Genomic DNA, 23,273 nt, shown 5'->3' with positions numbered 1-23,273 from the left:
GATTAAATATTGCGGAATAAAACCCCAAGTTGTGGCCTAACGCACACTTGTTACTCTGCCATCACAGCATCTAGCAGTGGATAACGCCCGACCTGGCACTCCACCACAAAACCGCTCGCCTCGACTTGCGCCACCGTCAGCGGCTTGCTGAACAGATATCCCTGGAACACATGGCATCCCTGGGTCTGCAGGGCGGCCAGCTCGTGAGGCTCCTCCACCCCTTCCGCCATGATCCCCAACCCCAGATTGGTGGCCATAGCCGCAGTCGCCCGGATCACCGGCAAGTTGAGGCCGACCACGAAGGAGCGATCCAGCTTGATGTTGTTGATCGGCAACCGGTTGAGATAGGCCAGCGAGGAGTAGCCGGTACCGAAATCGTCGATGGCAATCTTGATCCCCTGCTCGCTCAAATCATCGAGAATGCCGAGACACCCCTTCATATCGAGCATCAGCACGGTTTCGGTCAGCTCCAGCGTCAACAGGGAGGCATCCACCCCGTGCAGCTCCAGCTGCTGGCGAACTTGCCCGGGCAACGCCGACGAGAGCTGGAAACCGGAGAGGTTGACGGAGACCGGCACCCGCTGATGGAAGCGCTTCTGCCAGCTGGCGACCTGTGCCAGCGCGGTGGAGAGCACCCAGCTGCCGATCTCGCGGATCAGCCCCATCTCTTCGGCCAGCGGGATAAATTCCACCGGCGACACATGGCCGAGCACCGGGTTGTACCAGCGCAGCAGCGCCTCGTAACCGATCAGACGCCGTTTGGCGGCATCGACCTGCGGCTGGTAACAGAGGCTCAGCTCCTGGCGGCCGATGGCCTTGGCCAGAAACTGTTTGAGATTGAGCTTGCGCTGCAGGGTCTGCTGCATGCTGGGGGTGAAACGCTGCCAGCGCAGCCGCCCCATCTGCTTGGCCTGATACATGGCCATGTCGGCACGGGTGATGAGGTTGTCCCCGTCATCCGCATCATCGGGATAGATGGCGATACCGATACTGCCGCCGATGGTCACCTCCGGCAGCCCGCTCAGTTGCAGCGGCTTGGTCATCTGGGAGAGCATCTGATCGGCCACCTCTTGCGCCCGATCCCCCTGATTGCCCAGCGGCACCAGTGCTGTGAATTCATCGCCACCGAGGCGAGCCAGCTCCACATCCCGCGGGCAAATCTGTTTGAGGCGACCGGCGACCCGCTCCAGCAGGCGATCTCCCGCCTTGTGGCCGTAGTTGTCGTTGACCAGCTTGAAGTTGTCCAGATCCATGAACACCAGCGCGAAACGCTCCCCCAGCCCGCAATAGGCCTCGAGAGATTTCATCAAGCCATACCGATTGAGCAGGCCGGTCAGGGAGTCGTGCCAGGCGAGGTGGCGATGCTCTAGCTCTTCGAGTTTGCGATCGGTAATATCGCGCATGGTGAGCAGAATGCGGGCCCCCTGCTGGATATAGCGGAACTGATACTGGAACCAGCGCATCCCCTTGAGGGTACGGCACTCCCCCTCGGTCACCACTTCATCGAGACGGGAGAGCTTCTGGTAGAAGCTGTCATCATTGCCGGAGAAAACCTGGGAGAGCTTGGCGATCTGGTGGCCGAAACACATTTCGAAGTGATAGTTGCCACTCTCGAAAACGCCCCGGCTATCGAACAGGCAGGCAAGGGTATCGCCGGTTGCCAGTGAGGACTCCTGATAGAGGGTATCGGAGTCGAGCACCGCTTCGGTCATCATCATCAGCCGGCCAGCCAGCTGAATGCCAGAGAGGCGTAGATAGATCTGCTTCTTGACCCCCTTTGGGGAGAGGGTCCACCACTCGTTGTAACTGCGCCCCTGCTGAAAATCACCCAGATAGCGCTGCAGCAGCAGATCAATGGCGGTTGCCATATCGGCAGAGAAGTCGCGGGAGCAGAGTTCGTCGAGAGACGTCGCCTCCCACACGGAGAGCGCGGCGCTGTTTGCCCAGAAAATATGGTGATGCTCGATGTCATAAACCCAGATCGGGGTATGCAGAACATCCATCGTCTTCAGTAACCGTTCGTCAAGCGTATTCATCTGGTCAAGGTCATTCATGCTGGATGGTCACTGGTTAACCGGAAAACAGATCTGGCAAACCGCTAGCTGCAGAATGCAAGGTGCAAATACCTCTCGGCCATTATCCCTTTTCACATAGCCAAGAGCGGACAAAACTATTTCAGATATCAACAACAGGGCAGCCTGTACGGCAATACCACAAAGGACTCAGCCAAGGACCTTGTTAATCCAAGCAAATCATATAGTCGATTTTTAACTTTTTTCCCCAGTAAAAACAAGCACTAAGAGCTATCCACTCGAGACCTTGAAAGAGCAATTGCATATTTGCTGCGACAAATTTGTTATTAACATTTAAATCAATGGTGGAAATAGTCATCACTCTCTGTCACAAAGCTTCCATTAATTAACCAAGCGGATGGATAAACAGCCAAAAAAACGCCAAAACGGACAAAAATAGTTCACTAAGGCGGAATTGATATACCCCAAATTCATTTTTCAACAGGCAATGAGCAAAACCCGAATATATGATCTGCATCACATTGGCTGTAGATGGCAAACCACCCCGGCTGAGTACGCAGAGCAACCCGGCGCCCTTCCATCAGGTTGCAATATCGGCCTTCGCCTGCGGTTATAGCGGAACAAATCAGGGAATATGGCAAACATCACTGCCGCAGTACCATTTGGCATCGTGCCGGAATAATCACCAGCTCGGGGAAACTGAGATGACGGGCGGGTGGAGAACTGGTATCAACAGAAATCGAATCCAGATCAATTAAACGCTGAATTAACCTTGCCAACCCGGAACGCTCTTTTTATGGTTGCCCCCTTGTTACACCCAGAACAGCGTTTATGAAGCACATCGAAGAGTTCTACCTGTTCGTCAAGGTGGTGCAAGAGGGAGGATTCTCCCACGCTGCAGCCGCACTGGGCATGCCAACAGGCACCATCAGTCGACGCATTTCCCAGCTGGAAGAGCAACTGGGTTGCTCCCTGCTACATCGCTCTACCCGCAAGCTCCGCCTTACCGATGATGGCCTCAGATACTACGAACGTCTCTGCACGCCACTCGCACAAATCGAGCAGGCCACCAGCGAGATCCAGGGTCAAGAGGCCGACATCACCGGGCTTATCCGGATAGCTGCGCCGATCGCACTCTCCAACACCATCCTCATCGATATGCTGGCCGAATTCGGGCTGCACTATCCCGAGGTACAGTTCGATATCACCCAGACCAATGATCACCAGCACCTGTTCGACAATGATCGGGATCTGGTGTTCTTCAACGGTGAGCTGCACCAGTCGCTGCCCAATGCGATCTGTCTCGGGCATATCGAGTACGGCCTGTTTGCCTCACCACTCTATTTGACCAAAAAGGGCACCCCCTCCCATCCCAACCAGCTGGAAGAGCACGATCTCATCTACTGCTGGCCTCACCAGCACTGGCAACTGACCGACAAGGATGGCCAGAGTGTCTGCATCAAACGCAGCGCCAAACTGACCGTCAACCAGACCCAGGCCGCGGTACGTGCAGCCCGGCGTCATCTGGGGATCGTCAATGCCCCGCTGCACTATCTGAGCAGCTTCCTCCATGACGAGCAGCTGGTGCCGGTACTGACCGACTGGCAAACCGGCAATCGCCCCTTCTACATGTTGTGTTGCCAGCACCAGTTCGCTCCGTTGCGTGTTAAGATGTTCGTTGAATTTGTTGAAAAATACTCAGCACGCTATCGCAATCGGCAGTGGGACAACCAATTTTCACAAGGTGATAGCCTCACCCATTGCATCTGACCGTTAGCGGGCCACACTTATAGCATCCCTTGCCAACAGAGCCTGCCTAACGCCATGAATGTATTGATATGTGATGACTCCGGGTTCGCCCGCAAACAGCTGGCGCGGGCGCTCCCGGCCGACTGGAAAGTCGATTTGCACTACGCAGCCAATGGTCTCGAAGGGATCGAACAGGTGCTGATGGGTCATGGCGATCTCATCTTCCTCGATCTGACCATGCCGGAAATGGACGGTTACGGCGTGCTGGAGACCCTCCAACGGGAGGGTCTGCGCAACAAGGTGATCGTGGTCTCCGGGGATATCCAGCCAGAGGCCTATCAACGGGTCATGGGGCTGGGGGCGCTCGATTTCATCAAGAAACCCGCCGCCCCCGAGACCCTGGTCGCCCTGCTCAAACAACACGGTTTCTGGAGTGCCGCCCCAAGCGGTCAACCAAGCGCCCCCGAGCAGCTGACAAGCGGCGTGGTAGCCGATGCAGGCGTCAAGATCACCCCCGAAATCCGCGATGTCTATCAGGAGCTGGCCAACGTCTCCATGGGTCAGGCCGCCGACTTGCTGGCTCGTCTGCTCAACGCCTTCGTGGTACTGCCTATCCCCAACGTCAACGTGCTGGAAGTATCAGAGTTGCATATGGCCCTCTCGGCCGCTGCGGATTCGGATACCCTCTCCGCCGTCTGTCAGGGGTTTATCGGAGCGGGGATCGCCGGTGAAGCGCTGATCCTGTTCCATGACTCCAGCTTCAAAGATTTGGCCAAGCTGATGAACCATCAGGGGACGCTGGATCGCACCGCCGAACTGGAGCTGCTGATGGATACCGCCAACGTGCTGATCGGCGCCTTCCTGCGCGGCTACGCCAACCAGCTCGACACCCCCTTTAGTCAGGGGCACCCGGTGGTGCTCGGCCAGCACAGACCCATCAACGAGCTGATCAACACCAACAAGAGTCGCTGGCGCCGCACGCTCGCCATCGAGATCAACTACCGGATCCAGGATTACGCGGTGCAGTGTGATCTGCTGCTGCTGTTTACCGAAGATTCCATCGCCACCATGAACAACAAAATCATGCACATGCTCTAGGAGTGACTATGGAAATCCGTGAATTTCATTGGCTGATGAACATAGTCCAGAACCTGGACGTAGGCCTGGTAGTGCTCGACAAGGAGTACAAGGTACAGGTGTGGAACGGCTTTATGGAGAGCCACAGCGGCCGACTGGCCAGTGACGTGCGCGATGGCGTACTGTTCGAGCTCTTCCCCGATGTGGACAGAGCCTGGTTCGAACGCAAGGCCAACATGGTCTTCAAGCTCAACAACCGCGCCTTCAGCACCTGGGAGCAGAAGCCCTATCTGCTGCGTTTCTCCAACTATCGTCCCATTACCGGCTCGGCCCCCCATATGTTCCAGAACCTGACGCTGGTGCCACTGGCCGATTTCGGCGGTCAGGTGACCCACATCGCGGTGATGATCTACGACGCTACCGATGAGGCCATGCTGATGAGCGGCCAGCGGCAGGCTTGAGCTTTCAGCAAATAACAGAGGGCGCCGCGGCGCCCTCTGTTATTTCGGTATGAACAGGTCTTGGTATAACCTCTACCTGACCAGCCGTCTCAACGCACTCCGAGATACTCGGTGAAGGCGTCGATCACCTCTTCAATATCGTCATCGTTGATCTGCAGATGAGTCACCAGCCGCAGCTCGCCGTAACCGGAGAAGAGGATCCCCCGCTCCTTCATAAAAGCGAGCAGAGGGGCCGATTCCCCCTCACGCAGCCGCAGGAACACCATATTGCTCTGCACCAGCGAGAGGTCGAGCTCGATGCCAGGCAGTGCAGCCAACCCTTCGGCCAGCCGTTTGGCACGGCGGTGATCATCGGCCAGGCGGGTCACATGCTGCTCGAGGGCAAACAGACCGGCTTGCGCCAGAATCCCCGCCTGACGCATGCCACCTCCCAGCATCTTGCGTAGGCGGCGCGCACGGGCGATGAAATCGTGGCTGCCCACCAGCAGCGAGCCCACCGGTGCGCCCAACCCCTTGGAGAGACAAATCGAGATGCTATCAAATGGAGCGGCGATCACCTCGACCGGGGTCTCGCTGGCCACGGCGGCGTTAAAGAGCCGGGCGCCATCGAGATGGAGCTTCAAGCCGCGCTCGGCAACGAATGCCCCCATCTCCTGCAGATAGGAGAGCGGCAGCACCTTGCCGTTGTGGGTGTTCTCAAGGCAGATCAGGCGAGTCTGGACGAAGTGGGCATCATCAGGGGCCAGCGCAGCCTTGATATCATCGAATGCCAGCGTGCCATCGCGCTGCATCGGCAAGGGTTGCAGGGCTACGGAGCCCAGCACGGCACTCCCCTGCGCTTCATAGCGATAGATGTGAGCGGCGTTGCCGAGGATGGCCCCCTCACCGCGCTGACAGTGGCTCATCACCGCCAACAGATTGGACATGGTGCCGGACGGCACAAACAGCGCCGCCTGTTTGCCCAGCAATCTGGCCCCAAAGGCCTCCAGCGCGTTGACGCCCGGATCTTCACCATAGACATCGTCACCGACTTCGGCGTGGAGCATGGCTTGACGCATGGCGTCAGTAGGCTGGGTGACGGTGTCACTTCGTAAATCGATATAGCGCATGAGATCCCTCCTGAAACAGGAGAGTGACGTTAGCCATGCGCCCCTCGCTTGGCAAGGGGCGCATGAGCAGAATGTGAAGCAAATAGACGTCCATAGAACCCGCAGGCGGGATTTACCAAGGCAGCGGCTGACCGTTGAGATCCAGTAGCTGACCCGATTGGGTCAACGATAACCCCTTGATGAGATTGAGCAGTTTCACCGCCACCTCGGCAGGCTCCTGCAATTGCTCCACAGGCAACTCGCTCAGAAAGGGGGTGTTCATCGGGGAGTCCATCAAGCCGGGCGCCACCGCCACCACCCCTGCTTGCGGGAAACGTTGCGCCCACTCGAGGGCCAGAGTTTTCACCCCCATGTCGAGGGCCGCCTTGCTCATCCGGTAGCTGTAACGCCCCCCCTCCAGATTGGAGGTGATGGAGCCCGCCAGATCAGAGATGGCACACAACCACAGCGGATGGTCATTGCCCATCAACCGACTGAAACGGGCAGCCAGCGCCAGTGTTGGCCAGGCATTGGCCAGCAGGCTGTCGCACAGCCACTTGGGGTGCACCTCTTCGACCCGCCGCTCCGGCATAAAGCTGACATCGTGCAACAGGCCGATGGTGTTGATTACCACAGTGGGAAGCGGATCGGTGTCGTAGAGGGTAAACAAGGCGTCGAACGAGATGGCGTCCACCTCTTGCAGCGGGAAGAAAGCCCCCATCTCGATCCCTTTTGGATAGGTGCGCCCGGCAAGAAGGAAGGACTCCCCCCTTGCCATCAGCTCTCTTGCCAGCGCCGAGCCCAGCGCACCGCTTCCGAGGATCAAGTAGCTCATCGCCCATTCCATGGAGAGTTATCTTGCTTAGAGCGTATCAGAATAATCAACCGGCCGTGACACGACCAAAGGGTAATATGCCTCTCATCACGCTTCCCCCAGATGGCGACCAAACTCCCGCGCCAGCGCCAAGTCGAGAAAACCGTCCGCTTTCTTGTGGGTGCGCAAAAACTGGTAATAGGCGAGCAGGGTGACCAGTGCCTCCTCATCGGGCAGCCCCACCCCGGGTTGCTGCTCGCCCAGCAGTAGCTGCGCCGCTGCCAGCGCCTCCCTGTCTACCACTTCCGCCTGACGGTAGAGATAACCGCAGCCGGTTGCCAGCCACTCCAGCGAGCAGTTGGCCCCCATGGCGATCTGGTTGGCCCGCGCCAGGCCAGGCTCGGCTCCCTTCAAATATTTGCGGATCAGCGCTTCACTGAGCCCCACCTTGCGGGCAAACGCGCTCACGCTCATCTCCCCGATCAGGCTCTGCAAGCGCTCGGCAAATCCTTCCATTCAACTCTCTCTCCTACTCTGCGATCAGAACCAAAGTTCGAATCATACCACTGCCCATTATTGCTTTGCCAGCCACATGAGGCCAAGATGCCCGCAGTCATCTATGTTGCACATCGTTTTCGCATCATGTTTTTCAAGGAGTCAACCATGTCTGTATCCCGTGTCGCCCTGCATCCGCAAGGCCCCACCTTCTCTCGCCTCATCATGGGTTACTGGCGCCTGATGGAGTGGCAGCTCTCTCCGGCCGCTCTGCTCGATCTGATGAAATATCATCTGGATCTGGGGATCACCACCATCGATCACGCCGATATCTATGGTGGCTACCAGTGCGAAGAGGCCTTTGGTCACGCCCTACGCCTCGAGCCTTCCCTGCGCAGCCGGATGGAGATCGTCACCAAGTGCGGTATCGCCCTCACCGCCAAGCCGGAGCATGCTCTCAACCACTACAACACCGGCAAGGACCATATCATCGCCAGCGCCGAGGCCTCGCTGCGCAAGCTCGGCACCGACCATCTGGACCTGCTGCTGATCCACCGCCCGGATCCCCTGATGAACGCCGATGAAGTGGCCGACGCCTTTATCACCCTGAAACAGGCGGGCAAGATCAAGCACGCCGGGGTATCCAACTTCACCGCCCGTCAGTTCGAGCTACTGCAATCGCGCCTCCCCTTCCCGCTGGTCACCAACCAGCTGGAGATCTCGCCGCTTCATCAGGAAGGGACCCTCGATGGTACCCTGGATCAGTGCCAGCAGCTTGGCATCAAGCCGATGGCCTGGTCATGTCTCGGCGGCGGCCGACTGTTCAGCGATGACGCCTATGCCCCGCTGCGTGCCGAACTGGAGCAGATCCGTCAGGAAGTGGGCGCCCAGACTATCGAGCAGGTGGTCTACGCCTGGGTAATGATGCTGCCAAGCCAGCCGCTGCCATTGATTGGCTCCGGCAAGCGGGAGCGGATTGCTGCCGCCGTGGCCGCCGAATCTGTCGAGCTTAACCGCCAGCAGTGGTTTCGCATCCGCAAGGCGGCGCTCGGTTACGACGTCCCCTGATCACAGCAAAACATTCAGAAACAAAAACGGCATGGGGGAAACCCATGCCGTTTTTCATTGCCGAGGCACCTTAGCGGTGGCGCTGTTGCGGGCGACCACGGGGAGCATCTGTCTTCGGTTTGGCCTGGTTGACGGTGATGGTACGGCCACCGACTTCAGTGCCATGCAGACCAGCGATGGCCTTTTCGGCATCACCATTGACCGGCATTTCAATAAAACCAAACCCCTTTGACTGGCCGGTATCGCGGTCGATGATGATATCAACCTTGTCGACCTGTCCAAACTGGCTGAACAGGGTTTTCAGTTCGTCGGCCGTCATCCGGTACGACAGATTTCCTACGTAAATCTTCATGCCATCCACTCTCGATTCAAGGTGCCTTCTCTATGCAATTCCCAGCATAACGGTAAGGGCACAACCCCTATGCCGGACCTGCCATGGCTTCATGCCGTGGCCTTCTCCACACTGTCGTCAAGTGATTGATCTCTTGGGTTAACAGTGCAGACAAGATCAATTCGAGTCACTGGCAGTATCTGAGCTTTGCCGGGAATTGTCGAGAAAATAGTCGACTCAGGCCGATTGCAGATCTGACAACCGTTGCGCCAGCATCCGGCGACCGTGCCAGGCACGTTTAAAGCCGAAGCGATAGACAGACGGGCTCACCAGATGCAGCTCCCCCGCCTTGAGATCCAGCAAGGCCATGGCCGCCGCCAGCTCCTCTTCACTCAGTTGCAGATCGAGGCTGAAGTCGAGCCACTGGCCATCGTGACCCACTCGCCTCTCTCGTTCGAGCGCCACCAACTGACTGCGGGGCAGTGCCAGCGCCTCATCCTTGTTGCCATTGAGCAAATAGATATGCTGTTCATCCCACCCCAGCTCCGCCAGGCGCCAGGGCTGCCAGCTGCGGGGCAGCGACACCATGATCCCGGTGATGCCACCAAAGACCACGCCCACCCAGTTGAGCAGCGCCATGGCGCCCCAGCCATCCCACAAGGAGGCCGCCACCACGCCCCAACTCACCAGCAACAGCAGAAAAATGACGCAGCGATAGCGAACCGCTGGCGGCATCAACAGCTGCACCTGCGAACCGGCAAGCAAGGATGTAATACGCATGAAAAGCTCCTGTCATCACGAAATGGCGCCATTGTGAATAGCCATCAGGATGCTGACAAGGGGGTTTTCTTTGTCATCCCCCTATAAAATCAATACCATGGCGTAAATGATTCTCAGTGGAACCCGCTTCTTGACCAGCTCGCAACCCTGTGTGCGCTTTTGTGGCGTCGACAAATTCTATGGCGATTTTCAGGCTCTTCATCACATCGATCTCACCATTGAACGGGGAGAGAAGTGGGTTATCTGTGGCCCGTCAGGCTCGGGAAAATCGACCCTGATCCGCACCATCAACGGGCTGGAGGGGATCGACGGCGGCCAGCTGTTCCTGTTTGGCGAGCCGGTGACCCCTTCCTACCTGCGCCGCCTGCAAGGTCGGGTTGGCATGGTGTTTCAGCAGTTCAACCTCTTCCCCCATATGACGGTGCTGGAAAACCTGATGGTGGCGCCGGTGCATACCCTGGGGTTGCGCCCTGAGGAGGCCAAAGCCCGGGCGCTCGGGCTGCTCGAGCGGGTGCGCATTCAGGCACAGGCCGACAAGTACCCCCACCAGCTCTCCGGCGGCCAGCAGCAGCGGGTCGCCATCGCCCGCTCCCTCTGCATGCAACCCGAGCTGATGCTGTTTGACGAGCCCACCTCCGCCCTCGACCCCGAGATGATCCGCGAAGTGCTCGATGTGATCCGCGAGCTGGCTGACGAGGGGATGACCCTGATCTGCGTTACCCACGAGATGGGCTTTGCCCGTCAAGTGGCGGATCGGGTGATCTTTATGGACGAGGGGAAGATCATCGAGTCGGCCCCGCCCGCCCAGCTGTTCAACGCCCCTCGTCACCCGCGCACCCGGGCCTTTCTCGAACAGGTGCTCAGCTATCATGGCTAGGCTCAATCGTTCCCGTCTGCTTGGCTGGCTGTCAGGCATTGTGATGCTCTCTGCGCTACTGGGCTGGGCGCTCTATAGCGGCGCTCGCCAGATGGGCTATGAGTGGCAGTGGCCGCGGGTGTTGCCCTTTCTCGGCGAATGGGATGAGGGAACCTTTTATGCCGGCCCCTTGCTAAACGGCCTGCTGGTCACTTTGCAGGTGGCGCTGCTCAGCCTGTTGGGCACTCTGGCGGTCGGGGTGTGCGTGGTCAGCCTGCGGCTGCTCCCCTCCCGGCTCGGCCCCTGGCTCGCCATCGCCTATCTGGCGCTGGTGCGCACCACGCCCCAGTTGGTGCAGCTCTATATTCTCTATTTCTTGCTGGGCCCCATGCTGGGATTGGCCCCCCTTGCCTGCGCCGTGTTGAGCCTCTCCCTCTATCAGGGGGCCTTCACCGCCGAGGTGTTGCGTGCAGGCGTACAGGCCATTCCCAAAGGACAGTGGGAAGCAGCCCACTCCCTTGGCTTGTCGCGAACCATCACCCTGCGCACCGTGATCCTGCCCCAGCTGGTGCGCATCACCTTGCCGCCGCTCACCAACGAGCTGGTCTCCCTTATCAAACATTCGGCGCTGGTGAGTGTGATCGCCATCTTCGATCTGACCAACGAAGGGCGTACTCTGGTTGCCGATACGTTTCTGACCTTTGAGGTGTGGTTTACCGTAGCTGCCCTCTATTTGCTGTTAACCCTGACGCTGTCAGCCTGTTCGCGGGCGCTGGCCCGTCACCTGAATCCGGATCAACAAGGACGCTAACCATGAATCTGTCATTCAAGACCACCCTGTCGGGCGCTGCCCTGCTACTGACAAGCCTGCTCACTCCGGCACTGGCACAAACTGCCCCCTCCGACACCCAGGCACAGATCGAGCAGAGCGGTACCCTGCGGGTCGGCATGTCCACCTTCGCCCCCTGGGCGATGCGCGACAAGCAGGGGGCCCTGATCGGTTTCGAGATTGACGTGGCCCGTCGCCTCGCCACAGATAACGGCTGGCAGGTAGAGTTCGTGCCTACCGCCTGGGATGGCATCATCCCCTCCCTGTTGGCGAAAAAATATGACGTCATCATCGGCGGCCTCACCATCACCCCCGAGCGGGGGAAGAGCGTGCGCTTCACCCAGGCCTACTCCCATTCGGGGGTGCAGCTGGCCGCCTCCAGCACCATGGCCAAAGAGAAGAAAACCGTGGCGGACTTCAACCAGCGCGGGGTGATCCTGGCGGTACGTCGTGGCGCCTCACCGGTACAGGTGGCAAAAGAACACTTCCCCAAGGCCACCCTGCGCCAGTTTGATGACGAGTCACAGGTATTTCAGGAGGTGCTGAACGGCCGCGCCCACGGCGCCCTCTCCTCTTCCCCGAAACCCGAGCAAGAGGCGCTGCGCCACCCGGATGCCCTCTTTATGCCGTTTGCCGAGCCGTTGGCACAAGGCGATGAAGGCTTTGCCCTGCGCAAGGGGGATGATGCCCTGGCTGAACAGTTCAACGAGTGGATCGCCGCCCGTCAGGCCGATGGCTGGCTCAAGGCGCGCCATGACTACTGGTTCAAGTCGCTGGCCTGGGAAGCGCAGGTCGCCAACCCCTGATGCTGATTGCTCTAAAAGAGACCATCCGGCGCATCGTCCGTGGGGCATGTCGGAACATCAACTGGCTGGATGGGGCGATCGCCCTGATCCTGCTGCTGGCTGGCCTCTGGCTGGCCAGCCGCTTGCACATCGGGGTGGCCTATCAGTGGCGCTGGCATGAGGCCTTCGATCTGCTGTTCACCCCTGGCCCTCACGGCGAGTTGCCCTACTTTTTCAGCGGTCTGCTCACCACCTTGCGCATCGCCCTGCTCGGCATGGTGCTGGCGCTGCTGCTCGGCACTGCGCTGGGGGTAGCCGCCTTCAGCCGCCGCCCCTGGCTGGTGATGCCCGCGACCCTGTTTATCCAGCTGATCCGCAATCTGCCGCCGCTGGTCTTTATCTTCATCTTCTACTTCTTTATCGCCAACCAGCTGCTGCCTGCGAGCGGCCTCTCCCGCTGGCTCGGCACCGTATCACTCTCCCCGTGGCAAGAGGCGCTGTTTGGCCCACCTGCCCGCTGGGAAAACCTCATCTCAGGCACCCTCTGCGTTGGCATGATCAGCGCAGCCTTCGTCGCCGAGATCGTCCGTGCCGGGCTTGCCGCCATCCCCCGTGGCCAGTGGGAGGCGGCGCAGAGCCTCGGACTCTCCCCCAGGGTGCGGCTGCGCCATGTGATCCTGCCGCAGGCCATGCTGCTGATGTTGCCCCCCCTCACCGGTCAGCTCATCGCGCTGGTGAAGGATACCGCCATTGTTTCCCTTATCTCGGTGCAGGAGCTCACCTTCGTCGGTACCGAGATGGCCAACTCCAGCGGACTGGTCTACGAGATCTGGCTGCTGGTAGCCGCGGCCTATTTATTTATATGTTTGAGTCTGTTCGTATTGCTGAGCCGACTCGAAGCAAGACAAGGAGCACGCACATGCTGACGTCCCTGTTGCTGGCGACTGTATTGCAAGCGGAAGCCATCGGTGGTTATGCCGCCGGTTGCCTGAAAAACGGCGTATCCCTGCCCCTCGAAGGGCCGGGTTATCAGGTGATCCGCACCAAACGGCTGCGCTACTACGGCCACCCCGACCTTATCCACTACCTGCAAGCGCTGGCCAACCAGACCCGCATGGCCGGGCTGCCGGATCTCTATATCGCCGATCTGGCGATGGCCCGTGGCGGCCCCTTTACCTCCGGCCATCGCAGCCACCAGACTGGCCTTGATGCCGATATCTGGTTTCGCATGGCCAACCGCCCCATCAGCAAATGGGAGCAGGATGCCCCCAAGGAGTGGGCACTGATCGACGAACCCAGCTACAAGATGTTACCGGGTCGCTTTGGCCCCCAGCAGCTAACCCTGCTGCGGCTGGCGGCCAGCAAACCCGAGGTGGCCCGCATCTTCGTCAATCCGGTGATCAAATCCGCGGTCTGCCAACAGGCAGGCAACGAACCCTGGGTCGCCAAGCTGCGCCCCTGGGTGGGCCACTTCAGTCACTTCCACGTGCGGCTGCGCTGCCCGGTGGGCAGCCCCGATTGCGAACCACAGGCTCCCATTCCGCCCGGCAATGGCTGCGGGGAAGAGCTGGCCTCCTGGCTCAAAGACAAGCCCCAGCTGCCCAAGGTATCCGGCATCAACAAGCGACCTGAGCTACCTGCGCGTTGTGGCAACTGACCCCAAGCTGGTATGGTGATGCACTCTTGGTCGTACACCATCCATGGCGCACTATCGACTCGAAATACCAAAGGAGAACAACAAGATGGCCACATCACTCTGGCGCAGAACCACGCAGAGCCTGTTGACCCTGACACTGCTGCTCGGCCTGACCGGCTGCGGCATGAACAACATTCCGACCCTGGATGAGCAGGTCAAGGCGAGCTGGGGGCAGGTGGAGAACCAGTATCAGCGCCGTGCCGATCTCATTCCCAATCTGGTGGCAACCGTCAAGGGCTACGCCAGCCATGAGCAGGAGACCCTAAAGGCGGTCACCGATGCCCGTGCCCGGGTCGGCAGCGTACAGGTGAGCGATCCTGCCCAGCTCAAGGAGTTTGAAGCGGCGCAGAACCAGCTCTCAAGCGCCCTCTCCCGCCTGATGGTGGTGGTAGAACGCTACCCCGAGCTGAAAGCGGATCAGCAGTTCCTTGCCCTGCAGGCACAGCTGGAAGGAACCGAGAACCGCATCTCGGTGGCTCGTCGCGACTATATCGAGGCGGTACGCCAGTTCAATACCGAGATCCGCACTTTCCCCGGCATCATCTGGGCCAAGCTGCTCTACTCGGATCTGGAGGCCAAACCCAGTTTTAGTGCCAAACCCGGTGCCGATGAGGCGCCCAAGGTCAGCTTCCAATGAAGATGATGCTGCGCTGGTTTCTTCCCTGTCTGCTGCTCTGGGCCACTGCCCTGCAAGCGGCACCGGACTTCCCGACGCTGAGCGGACGGGTAGTGGATGAAGCCAGTCTGATGTCCCGCAAACAGGCCCATCAACTGACCCAACAGCTGGCCGCTTTTGAAAAGCGCAGTGGTATCCAGCTGGTGGTGGTCTCTGTCGATAGCCTCGATGGGGAGACTATCGAGGAGTACGGCTACCAGCTCGGTCGCCACTGGGGGATCGGCCAGAAAGGCAAAAACAATGGCGTGTTGTTGCTGATCGCCCAGGATGAGCGCAAGGTGCGGATAGAGGTGGGATATGGGCTGGAAGGTGCCCTGCCCGACGCCATCGCCGCCAACATCATCCATGGCCGCATCCTGCCCGCCTTCAAGCGCGGCGATATGGTGGCCGGGATCATGGCGGGCAGCCAGAGCATCATGAAGGCACTCGCCGGGGAATATCAGCCGGTCGAGCAGCCAAAGAGTGACAACGGTGGCGGCCCCTGGCTGTTTATTCTGGTGGTGATTGCAATGATCGTGCTCCACAACCTGCGCGGGGGTGGTGGCGGTGGGCCGGGAGGACGACGTCGGTCGACCTACATGGCTGGTGGATTGGGTGCCGGCTCCTTTGGTGGTCGCTCCGGCGGCGGATTCAGCGGTGGCGGCGGCAGTTTTGGCGGCGGCGGAGCCTCCGGTGGCTGGTAACAGGAGTAAAGAGACAAATCATGATTTCTAAACAGTTCTTCCACACGCTTCAGGCCAAGGTGCGCGAAGCGGAGCTAGAGACTGATGCTGAACTGGTCACCGTGCTGGCCCCGGCCAGCGATGGCTATCGCTACATTCCCACCCTCTGGGCGGCGCTGCTGGCGATGCTCACCCCGCTGCTGGTGTTCCAGCTCGGCTTCTGGCTAGGCTGGTACGAAATCCTGCTGGTGCAGTGGTCGGTCTGGCTGCTTCTGAGCCTGCTGTTCCACTGGACCCCCATCAAGATGCGGCTCATCCCGAAAAAGGTTCGCCAGCACCGGGCTGCGCTGATGGCTCGCCTGCAATTTGTCGAGCAGGGGCTGCACCGCACCCGCGACCGGCTCGGGGTGCTGATCTTCGTCTCGGCCGCCGAGCACTATGTAGAAATACTGGTGGATGACGGCATCGCCCAGCATATCGACAATGGCCAGTGGCAGGAGATCATCGACGACTTCGTGGCGCGAGTGCGCAACAAGGAGATCGAACAGGGTTTTCTGGAGTGCGTAGAGCGCGTTAGCGCCATTCTGACCGACGCCTTCCCGGCCACCCGGGATCAAAACGAGTTGCCGGACAGTCTGATCATCCTCGACAAGCCCTGATCCGGTTTAAAAAACCGGCATTCTGCACAAGGGTTAAGCATTCGGAAAAGATTATGAAAAATAAGGGGAAAAGAGGTTGACCCACACAGCCCTTTCCCCTAAATTACGCCCCGTTCCAGCGCAACAGCGCAGCGAACGAAAATTTGGTGAGGTGTCCGAGTGGCTGAAGGAGCACGCCTGGAAAGTGTGTATACGGCAACGTATCGAGGGTTCGAATCCCTCCCTCACCGCCAAATATAACCCGTTGAATTTCAACGGGTTTTTTCATTTCTAGACTTACGTGATTTTTTTCCTGGATCAACTAGGTGGAACAATCATGTATCTGAGTAAAAATGCCTCCGGCACCTACTACACCCGCCTCCCACTCCCCAAGGTTTTGCGTGACAGAGGCCTTCCATTTGCCATTCGCACCTCCCTGTGTACCAAAGATCGTCAGCTCGCAGTAGACCGAAACCTGGCTGTGGCAGCTCGTACTCGCGCACTTATCGCGGCTACCCCTGCTGATACTTCCCCTCGCAGTTTCTATCGCTGGATCCGCGCCGATCTAGACGCGTTCAAAGCTGCGGGGTTCATCCCTCCTCAAACACCTTCCACACCTCGTGAACCTTCTGTTAATGCCTCAGCTTGCCCTAGCAGTGGGATCACGCTCAGCCATGCACTGGCGAGATTCATCGAGACTAAAGCCAGTGAGGGGATCCAGCACAAGACGATGGGCCAGCTCCAACTTCGGATCAACGCCTTCGTCACCTGGGCCAAAGGGGTTAAAGTCGATGAGGTGACGCCCGCGCTGGCACAGGAGTATCGCAACATCTTGCTGCGCAAGAGCGACATCAGTTTCAAAACTAAGACCGATTATCTGGCTGCTCTGAAACAGTTCTTTCGTTGGTGCGTGGCACTGGACTATTGCAGTCGTAACCCATTCGATGGGCTGACGGCAGGTAAAAAACCGAACAAACGGGCGGATGAGGAGCGAGTGCGTTGGTATCGCCCTCAACTGGCTCAGCTGTTTGCCAGCCTGCGCAGCAAACAATCCCAGAAAGGTAAAAAATTGAAAATTCAGGACTGGTGGGTGCCCCTGCTGTGCCTGTACGCAGGGTTGCGGCCTTCCGAGGCCTGCCAGCTCAAAACTCAGAACATCAAACAGGTTGAGGGGATTTGGTGTTTGATGGTCGATGCGGGAGAGGCGGATCAACAGCTCAAAACTGCCAATGCGTACCGTACCGTGCCACTGCACAGTGCGTTGATCGGACATCAATTCCTGGACTATGTGGAGAGTCGTCGCAGTCAAGGGAAGGTATTTTTGTTCGATGACCAACCATCAGGCAAAGACGACGACTGGGCGCATAACATCACCTGTCGCTTCCAACGCCACCTCAATGATGCTGGCATCGTAGGTCAGGGCCGCCCCACCATTTACGGGATAGACACACGTTTATCGATGAGCTGCAACAGGCGGACGTTGCTGAGCATATTGTGGCTGAGTTGGCGGGACATAGTAAAACAGGGATCACTTTTGGCCGCTATGGAAAACGGGTAAGTGTTTCCCTTTTGAAAGAAAAGATTGAGTTGATCCCCAGCGACTTAGTCGACAAGTGAGAACTAGAACCAATAGACCTATACAGGGTCAGTCGTAGCTACCAACCCATTTAGCAATTAACATGAGTTGGTAAAAAATGCTTGAAGAGCACCACATGGTGGTAGCAGCAGGCGACGATCTTGCAGGCAAAATGGTAATACCCATAGTCGCAAACCATTAGGAAATGTGAAAACCGGTAGGGGTTTTTCGAAACTTCCAGTTTTCGGGTAAATCAGTACCACATCGCCTTTGCCATCGAGATAGGACTGGCCGTAAGCATGTAACTGATAGAAATCATGCTGATCCAGCCCGTACTTTTCGCTGCCGTTGGCTTTTTTACCATCAAGCAACTTCCATTTTGTGTCCAGCACTAGTCGTCTGACTTTAGCTTCTTGTACCAGCAGGTCGGGTTTGAGGCGAAACCAGCTCTGTTTGTTGTGTGTGACCAGCGAAAAACTGCTGGTTTGTGTTCGTAAGGAGTAGCCATTGTTGAGTTGTCGAGCTAGATGTTTGGCGACGAAAGACTCAAAAATCGCCTCCATTGGAAATAGTAAGGATGGGGCATGATGAGCACCACTGCCGGTGAGGGGCGATTCACCTTGCAGAATCAAACGGGCCCAAGCTAGTGCCCCGTCATAATGCGCCATCCCACGATCCAGGCGAATCCGGGCAAAATCCGCGTCATGTTGGGCGGATGCAGGAATATCGCCGAATACAAAACACAGTTCTCGAGCCAATTGCTGGTGTACCTGTGAGGATGTCCACGCAAGAGCACATCGTAACGCAGCATGTAAAAGGCGGTTCTCTGGCCGATTAGGTGAATACTCATCAAACTCAGCAAAAAAGCGATCACGCCGACACAAGTTGTGGCGCAAATGCCCAGCTATTTGCAGCTTACCGCGTAGGGCAAAGAGGTTGTCTTTCTGGCTATGATAGTCACTTCGAAGGCCTCGCTTGACAACGTGCTCTACCGCTCGTAGGAACTCACCGATAAATACCTCCAACAGGGGTATGCGCCTAGCCTGCAATTGGGCGCTATCGGTCTGAATGTGGCGAAATCCTCCCAAACAGCACAGCATTTCGATCAATAGCCGCCGAGCGTCAGCCTTGCCGCTGGCTTTGCCGAGTTTGGGTAGCACTTCGATCTGATAGCCATCTGGACAGCGGATTACTCCGACAAAGCTCGTCACCTGCACGACTTTACGTCCACACCGCTGGGTCAGCCGCAGCCAAGCCGCTTCACCAGCATCAGCGGCACGCAAAGCACGGCTCTCCAGCCAAGAAAAAATAGGGGTAGGTACCTCATGTAAACCCACTTTATCGAGTAAACGATGTCCATCAACCGGTAAAGCTGCCAGAGTGTCGAACTCAAAGATTGTGATTCCTGTCATATTGGATCCCGTCAAACCAAGGCCTGATAAATGCCGATATAGGCATCAGGTTCAACGAGAACTGGTTGCTGCACTTGGTAGCGGCGTTTGGTTGAATAACTGTCAAGGCCGTGATCGCTGCCGAACAAGTCATTCAAATCTTGCTCATGGGCGTCACTCTCGGTGATAAATTGGGCCCTCAGCGGTTTTTGGTTGTCACCCAGCACAAGTCGGATTTTGTGCCAGTCCTCGAAAAAATACTCCTCTAGCAACGGGATGAGGCGTTTGCGAAAAACGTCGACCAACTTATCAAAACGCATGGGACCATCTACCACTTCACGAATTGAGGTGAAATAAGCATGGCCAATGCAGTGATCCCGGTCGTACAGTGCCTCAATGCGCTCGTTGATGCGTTCCAGCATTAGACGAACATCAATTTCCCCCCGCGCTGTCGTCACTAGCAAGCCCGCCAGTGGGGCGCTGTGTGGGTCATCCACAGATTTTGCTGCTCGGGTGTCGGGCATTAGTGGTACGAAATCGAAACGGCGACGCAATGCGGTATCGAGCAGCGCGAGCGAACGGTCTGCCGTGTTCATTGTGCCAATAATGTCCACGTTTACGGGCACCGAAAACGCTTCACCCGAATAGGCTAACGTCAGCTCTAAAGGTGGGGGATTACCATTAAGGGGATCGCGCTTGTCTGCTTCGATCAGAGTGATCAACTCACCGAAAATTTTACTGATATTGCCCCGGTTAATTTCGTCGATCACCATTGCAAAGCGTTGGTCGGGGAACTGACGTGCTTTACGGCAGAGTTGTTTGAAGGCACCAGAGTGGATCTTGTACCCGACTTCGCTAACTTCACCATCCTCACTATTCAGTATGGGACGCAGGCCCTCAACAAACTCTTCGTAGCCGTAGGACTGATGGAAAGTGACAAAGCTGTAACGTTGAATGGTGCTGGTTTTCTCTGGTCCCCGTTTGAATTGCTCGACCAGAGCAACCAAGTCCTCGCAGGACTCTTGCCACTCTCCCGACAATTCCCATGCAGAATTCTTGTCTTTATCGAAGATGAATGGGCTTTGCATTGCCTTTTGCTTTACAGTTGTTGATTCTTCGACAGTGTGCCTTTGCAGGGTGGATCTGACTCTGGCGGTTTTATGTATCCCGGACTTGAATGTGTGGATCGCCTCAATAAAAGGATGTTCATACAATGCCTGTAGACTGCCTTTGCCACCCAGCTCATATAAGGCTGCTGCGAGCCCCTCCCACCATGTTAGTCCTGCAATCTTGTCGGTGATAAACTGGCGACGCCATTCTTGCTGCGACATTGATGTAACCTGTGTCTCGTAATCACGTTTCAGCAGTTGCATCAGAGTGTAGGTTTTTCCAGTTCCAGGCGGGCCGTAATAAATACGGTTCAAACAGTTGGCTACAGGCTGTTTGGTTACAGGGATTTCAGTGGCCACTGACTCGGGCATCTTGACATTAGTTGCATTGACGTCATCAACTGACTCGTTTGCGAGTGCAGCTAATTCGGCCAAGCCAGTACCAAAAAATGGCTTGAGCAACGTTGCTTCAAACTCTGGTAAGTCAGCAGCTGGCACACGCTTGAAAGTGGAATTGTAGTTCGGAGTCCAGCCTTTCTTGCTACCTTGATACCCCCCCTGCTTTATTCCCTGCTTCAATACTCGGTAACGACGTTGCATCCAACCATCCCCCGCAGAACATGGTTCTGGTGCAGAGATAAACTGACCAACAAGTGACAGGCTTTCGTTGCCATGGCAGAGATAAAAAAGTGTACCGAGAGGAACTTCCAAAAACTCTTTTCCCTGGCCCTTTGCAGTTGCACCGTGCATCACTGCCAGTTCAGCGTCTAGGTATTGTTGCCATTCATCTGTAGAAAAGTCCTCTGTACCGTGCGATAGCTTCCAGATCGCAAGATTTTTCTGGCTCCATGCATCCCATACATGGTGCCCAAACTCTAAGATACCAATGTCATTCGGTCGCTTGGCTGATACCTCCCGCTGTAACGCGGCCATTCCTTGATTAGCAGAACTGCCTAGGTAAGAGGCAAGACACACAGGCTTGAAAATTGGGACAATTACAGGGTCTTGTCGATTTTGGTAGTGAAAAGCGATCTTCCACTTGAAGGCCTCTCCTAGTTGGTCAAAGGCATCTATGGCTTCTAGATCTCCTTTGGCAGCAAAATGTGCAACTTGCACGACGAAGTGACGGATTTTTTCGAAAGCTTCCCCGGCAGTTGAACCTAACGAGGAATACCAACCATGTGTATCTGAGTAGCTCAGTTTTGTATCCGAATCTTTATCCTCAGTACTTTTTCGCGAAAATACGCCAAACTTGAAGGCAGACCCTCCCCAAATGCTACCAAGTTCATCTAGACCTGATTCGAGCCAGTAGGTGAGGGTCTGCTTGGAACCTGCTTTGCTGTATTCATCTAATGTCATCGTGGCCAGCCTCGAAGCAGGCCAAACTTTCAAAAATTCATCCCAACGTGCGTACTGTTGCTGGAAATCATTCATGTAGTCATTCCTTAGTTGAGGAGCTCGGTGCAGACCATAGAATGCGGCGATTGCATCGCCTACTGCCGCTGTTAGCTCTTAATTGGATGAGTGAGCTGAGATTGAAAGCATCTTCTACCTTTGACAGCGCTTCACCGCAATATAAGAGGTGTGATTTTCAGATGTTTATCCCACTGGCTTGCTCATTTCGATGCTTTTTTGTCCGCCGATGTTGCTTACATGGATTTACGAATGTCTCTATGAGTAAGAAAAAGAAAGAGTGCGGGTTGTATAAAAAGCCTTGTGGCTTGCAGGAATTGCATTTATCGATTCCAATATTACCTGAACGGAGCTGGTATAAAGGGTTGAAATTGCTCACCACTGACGGATTTTAACAATTTCATCACATGACCGGTAAAAGGGAAATATCAACCAGAAATCGTGCCCTCTGTGGCTCAGATGTTGTGGTGGAACGATATTATTTAAAAAGCCAAATAATTTTCTTGACTTGCAATTTCGTTTGTGCATCAAAAATCTGTTGACTTATTTTTTTAATGCTCATAACCTATGCGCAAATCAACTGGATTAGAGCCGATGAACAATGATAAAAACTCACAGGCCAAAGATTTAAATAAGACTCTTGGACTGGCAATAAATGAAAATCTGAAATTTAAAGAAGCCCGCTATGCTGAATCAACCATTGGACCATATCGCCGCAAGAGCAAGCAGCTTGTAACTTGGTTCGGTAAGAAAAAGTTGATCGACTTTAGCTCTACAGACATAGAGATGATGGTCGTAAAACTTTTGAAGAAATATAATGGCTGTACAGTTAATCACTACCTGGAAATTCTGCGCAGTGTATTTGTTAGGGCGAAACTCGACGGTTTAATTCCATCTAATCCGATGGAAAACATAAAGAAATGTAAATTTACCAGAAAGAAGCCGAAACCATTCTTGCAGTCTGAGATTGCACTTTTGCTACAACAGAATAAGCAGGAAAACTATCAAATTGAAACTGCATTGATACAGGTAGGGATAGCAACTGGTTTACGAATTAGTGAACTGCTCGCCTTAAGTGCTGAAGTTGTTGATCTCGAAAAAAAGATGCTAACCATAGATCTGGCTTTGGTAAATGGTGTGTATAAAACCCCTAAAAATGAGGGGTCTAGACGAACAATAGAATTGACAGCGCAGGCAATAGAACCGCTAACTCTACTGCTAGAACAAGCCAAGAATAGAAAGGCAAAAAATATAAAAGTCACGCAGAATGATAATCGAACTAAATTAATCGAATCTCGGACATTGTTAGCCTATTTTTGTGCAAAGCGGCGCCCTTACGCCTCAGTTGATGAATACAGAGAAAAATTCTTTAAACCGTACTGTATCTCTCTTGGCGTTGATTATCGCGGGCCATCGCAATTCCGTCATACATTTGCCAGTCAACTATTGTCTGCCGGAATAAATGTACCATGGATTGCACGGCAGATGGGGCATGCTGGTACTGAAATGATTCAGCGCTGTTATGGCCAATGGTTAGTCGAGGATGCAGTCGATTTTGGAGCCCAGGCAGGAGCGGTTTTGCAACGGTGCTTACATTCGAATGCTGTAGATACGGTAGAGCAGTCTGCTGCGCCATCTGCCACATTGTACAGAAATTGGAATGAGTTGATGACCATGCCAGAGATGCAATCGATAATACCATTAATCGAAATGCTCCTTAAAAAGAAGTGAATTACGATAGCATAA

Annotated in this window: 22 protein-coding genes and 1 tRNA gene; 15 read left to right on the top strand and 8 right to left on the bottom strand. The window is 55.9% G+C overall.

What is annotated here, in order from left to right:
* Positions 1 to 50: 50 nt before the first annotated feature.
* Positions 51 to 2,003, bottom strand: coding sequence for a putative bifunctional diguanylate cyclase/phosphodiesterase (locus ACTG2J_RS09050; protein WP_439989589.1), 1,953 nt, complete (start codon positions 2,001 to 2,003; stop codon positions 51 to 53).
* Positions 2,004 to 2,864: 861 nt separating this feature from the next.
* On the opposite strand from ACTG2J_RS09050, the gene ACTG2J_RS09045 reads away from it, so the two are divergent.
* Genes ACTG2J_RS09045 through ACTG2J_RS09035 form a run of 3 tightly spaced genes read left to right on the top strand, consistent with a single transcriptional unit; the run spans position 2,865 to position 5,320 of the window.
* Positions 2,865 to 3,803 carry a LysR family transcriptional regulator gene (locus tag ACTG2J_RS09045; protein ID WP_439997411.1) on the top strand — a complete coding sequence of 313 codons (939 nt, stop codon included), beginning with the start codon at positions 2,865 to 2,867 and terminating at the stop codon, positions 3,801 to 3,803.
* Between the two features lie 54 nt (positions 3,804 to 3,857).
* Positions 3,858 to 4,880, top strand: a complete 1,023-nt coding sequence (locus ACTG2J_RS09040; protein WP_021231409.1) for a response regulator — start codon at positions 3,858 to 3,860, stop codon at positions 4,878 to 4,880.
* Between the two features lie 8 nt (positions 4,881 to 4,888).
* Entirely contained in the window at positions 4,889 to 5,320 is a 432-nt protein-coding gene (locus ACTG2J_RS09035) for a PAS domain-containing protein (protein ID WP_005337175.1), read from the top strand.
* Positions 5,321 to 5,409: 89 nt separating this feature from the next.
* Here ACTG2J_RS09035 and ltaE read toward each other — a convergent pair whose 3' ends face one another.
* The 3 genes from ltaE to ACTG2J_RS09020 all read right to left on the bottom strand — a co-directional run bounded on the left by ltaE (position 5,410) and on the right by ACTG2J_RS09020 (position 7,738).
* The gene (ltaE, locus tag ACTG2J_RS09030; RefSeq protein WP_439997410.1) at positions 5,410 to 6,429 is read right to left on the bottom strand and encodes a low-specificity L-threonine aldolase; all 1,020 of its coding nucleotides are present in this window, start codon (positions 6,427 to 6,429) and stop codon (positions 5,410 to 5,412) included.
* A gap of 112 nt (positions 6,430 to 6,541) precedes the next feature.
* Positions 6,542 to 7,243, bottom strand: coding sequence for a short-chain dehydrogenase (locus ACTG2J_RS09025; protein WP_439997409.1), 702 nt, complete (start codon positions 7,241 to 7,243; stop codon positions 6,542 to 6,544).
* A gap of 87 nt (positions 7,244 to 7,330) precedes the next feature.
* The gene (locus tag ACTG2J_RS09020; protein WP_005351138.1) at positions 7,331 to 7,738 is read right to left on the bottom strand and encodes a helix-turn-helix domain-containing protein; all 408 of its coding nucleotides are present in this window, start codon (positions 7,736 to 7,738) and stop codon (positions 7,331 to 7,333) included.
* A gap of 147 nt (positions 7,739 to 7,885) precedes the next feature.
* On the opposite strand from ACTG2J_RS09020, the gene ACTG2J_RS09015 reads away from it, so the two are divergent.
* Positions 7,886 to 8,785, top strand: a complete 900-nt coding sequence (locus tag ACTG2J_RS09015; protein WP_439997408.1) for an aldo/keto reductase — start codon at positions 7,886 to 7,888, stop codon at positions 8,783 to 8,785.
* Between the two features lie 70 nt (positions 8,786 to 8,855).
* On the opposite strand, the gene ACTG2J_RS09010 is transcribed toward ACTG2J_RS09015, so the two are convergent.
* Together ACTG2J_RS09010 and ACTG2J_RS09005 are read right to left on the bottom strand one after the other, a co-directional pair.
* Positions 8,856 to 9,137, bottom strand: coding sequence for an RNA recognition motif domain-containing protein (locus ACTG2J_RS09010; RefSeq protein WP_005337180.1), 282 nt, complete (start codon positions 9,135 to 9,137; stop codon positions 8,856 to 8,858).
* 216 nt (positions 9,138 to 9,353) lie between these two features.
* Positions 9,354 to 9,896, bottom strand: a complete 543-nt coding sequence (locus ACTG2J_RS09005) for a hypothetical protein (RefSeq protein ID WP_064340009.1) — start codon at positions 9,894 to 9,896, stop codon at positions 9,354 to 9,356.
* A gap of 106 nt (positions 9,897 to 10,002) precedes the next feature.
* Between ACTG2J_RS09005 and ACTG2J_RS09000 the strand changes: the two genes are divergently transcribed.
* The 10 genes from ACTG2J_RS09000 (at position 10,003) to ACTG2J_RS08955 (ending at position 17,596) form a co-directional block, all read left to right on the top strand.
* On the top strand, positions 10,003 to 10,773 hold the full coding sequence (locus tag ACTG2J_RS09000; RefSeq protein ID WP_421322759.1) for an amino acid ABC transporter ATP-binding protein: 771 nt from the start codon (positions 10,003 to 10,005) through the stop codon (positions 10,771 to 10,773).
* On the top strand, positions 10,766 to 11,563 hold the full coding sequence (locus ACTG2J_RS08995; RefSeq protein ID WP_323929972.1) for an amino acid ABC transporter permease: 798 nt from the start codon (positions 10,766 to 10,768) through the stop codon (positions 11,561 to 11,563). The genes ACTG2J_RS09000 and ACTG2J_RS08995 overlap by 8 nt, the downstream gene beginning before the upstream one ends.
* Before the next feature lie 2 nt (positions 11,564 to 11,565).
* Entirely contained in the window at positions 11,566 to 12,387 is an 822-nt protein-coding gene (locus tag ACTG2J_RS08990; protein ID WP_439988749.1) for a transporter substrate-binding domain-containing protein, read from the top strand.
* Positions 12,387 to 13,292, top strand: a complete 906-nt coding sequence (locus tag ACTG2J_RS08985; RefSeq protein WP_107685015.1) for an amino acid ABC transporter permease — start codon at positions 12,387 to 12,389, stop codon at positions 13,290 to 13,292. Before ACTG2J_RS08990 ends, ACTG2J_RS08985 begins: the two co-directional genes overlap by 1 nt.
* Positions 13,286 to 14,023, top strand: a complete 738-nt coding sequence (gene mepA / locus ACTG2J_RS08980) for a penicillin-insensitive murein endopeptidase (protein ID WP_005359850.1) — start codon at positions 13,286 to 13,288, stop codon at positions 14,021 to 14,023. The genes ACTG2J_RS08985 and mepA overlap by 7 nt, the downstream gene beginning before the upstream one ends.
* An 85-nt stretch (positions 14,024 to 14,108) precedes the next feature.
* Positions 14,109 to 14,699, top strand: coding sequence for a LemA family protein (locus tag ACTG2J_RS08975; protein WP_113740678.1), 591 nt, complete (start codon positions 14,109 to 14,111; stop codon positions 14,697 to 14,699).
* On the top strand, positions 14,696 to 15,421 hold the full coding sequence (locus tag ACTG2J_RS08970; RefSeq protein WP_058058421.1) for a TPM domain-containing protein: 726 nt from the start codon (positions 14,696 to 14,698) through the stop codon (positions 15,419 to 15,421). The genes ACTG2J_RS08975 and ACTG2J_RS08970 overlap by 4 nt, the downstream gene beginning before the upstream one ends.
* Before the next feature lie 20 nt (positions 15,422 to 15,441).
* Entirely contained in the window at positions 15,442 to 16,059 is a 618-nt protein-coding gene (locus tag ACTG2J_RS08965) for a TPM domain-containing protein (protein WP_005337196.1), read from the top strand.
* A 145-nt stretch (positions 16,060 to 16,204) separates the two neighbouring features.
* Positions 16,205 to 16,292 (top strand) — tRNA-Ser (locus ACTG2J_RS08960).
* A gap of 83 nt (positions 16,293 to 16,375) precedes the next feature.
* On the top strand, positions 16,376 to 17,596 hold the full coding sequence (locus ACTG2J_RS08955) for a phage integrase SAM-like domain-containing protein (RefSeq protein WP_439997407.1): 1,221 nt from the start codon (positions 16,376 to 16,378) through the stop codon (positions 17,594 to 17,596).
* Between the two features lie 116 nt (positions 17,597 to 17,712).
* Here the strand turns inward: ACTG2J_RS08955 and ACTG2J_RS08950 are convergent, their stop codons facing one another.
* Positions 17,713 to 19,026, bottom strand: a complete 1,314-nt coding sequence (locus ACTG2J_RS08950; protein ID WP_081999275.1) for an McrC family protein — start codon at positions 19,024 to 19,026, stop codon at positions 17,713 to 17,715.
* An 11-nt stretch (positions 19,027 to 19,037) separates the two neighbouring features.
* Positions 19,038 to 21,548, bottom strand: coding sequence for an McrB family protein (locus tag ACTG2J_RS08945; RefSeq protein WP_042877945.1), 2,511 nt, complete (start codon positions 21,546 to 21,548; stop codon positions 19,038 to 19,040).
* Positions 21,549 to 22,121: 573 nt separating this feature from the next.
* On the opposite strand from ACTG2J_RS08945, the gene ACTG2J_RS08940 reads away from it, so the two are divergent.
* Positions 22,122 to 23,258, top strand: coding sequence for a tyrosine-type recombinase/integrase (locus ACTG2J_RS08940; RefSeq protein WP_042877944.1), 1,137 nt, complete (start codon positions 22,122 to 22,124; stop codon positions 23,256 to 23,258).
* Positions 23,259 to 23,273 lie beyond the last annotated feature (15 nt).

It is taken from the genome of Aeromonas sp. 6P (assembly GCF_051919525.1).
In the GTDB taxonomy this organism is placed as follows: Bacteria; Pseudomonadota; Gammaproteobacteria; order Enterobacterales; family Aeromonadaceae; genus Aeromonas; species Aeromonas veronii.
The sequence above is the reverse complement of the archived record's forward strand: the minus strand, read 5'-3'. Positions and strand labels throughout refer to the sequence as shown.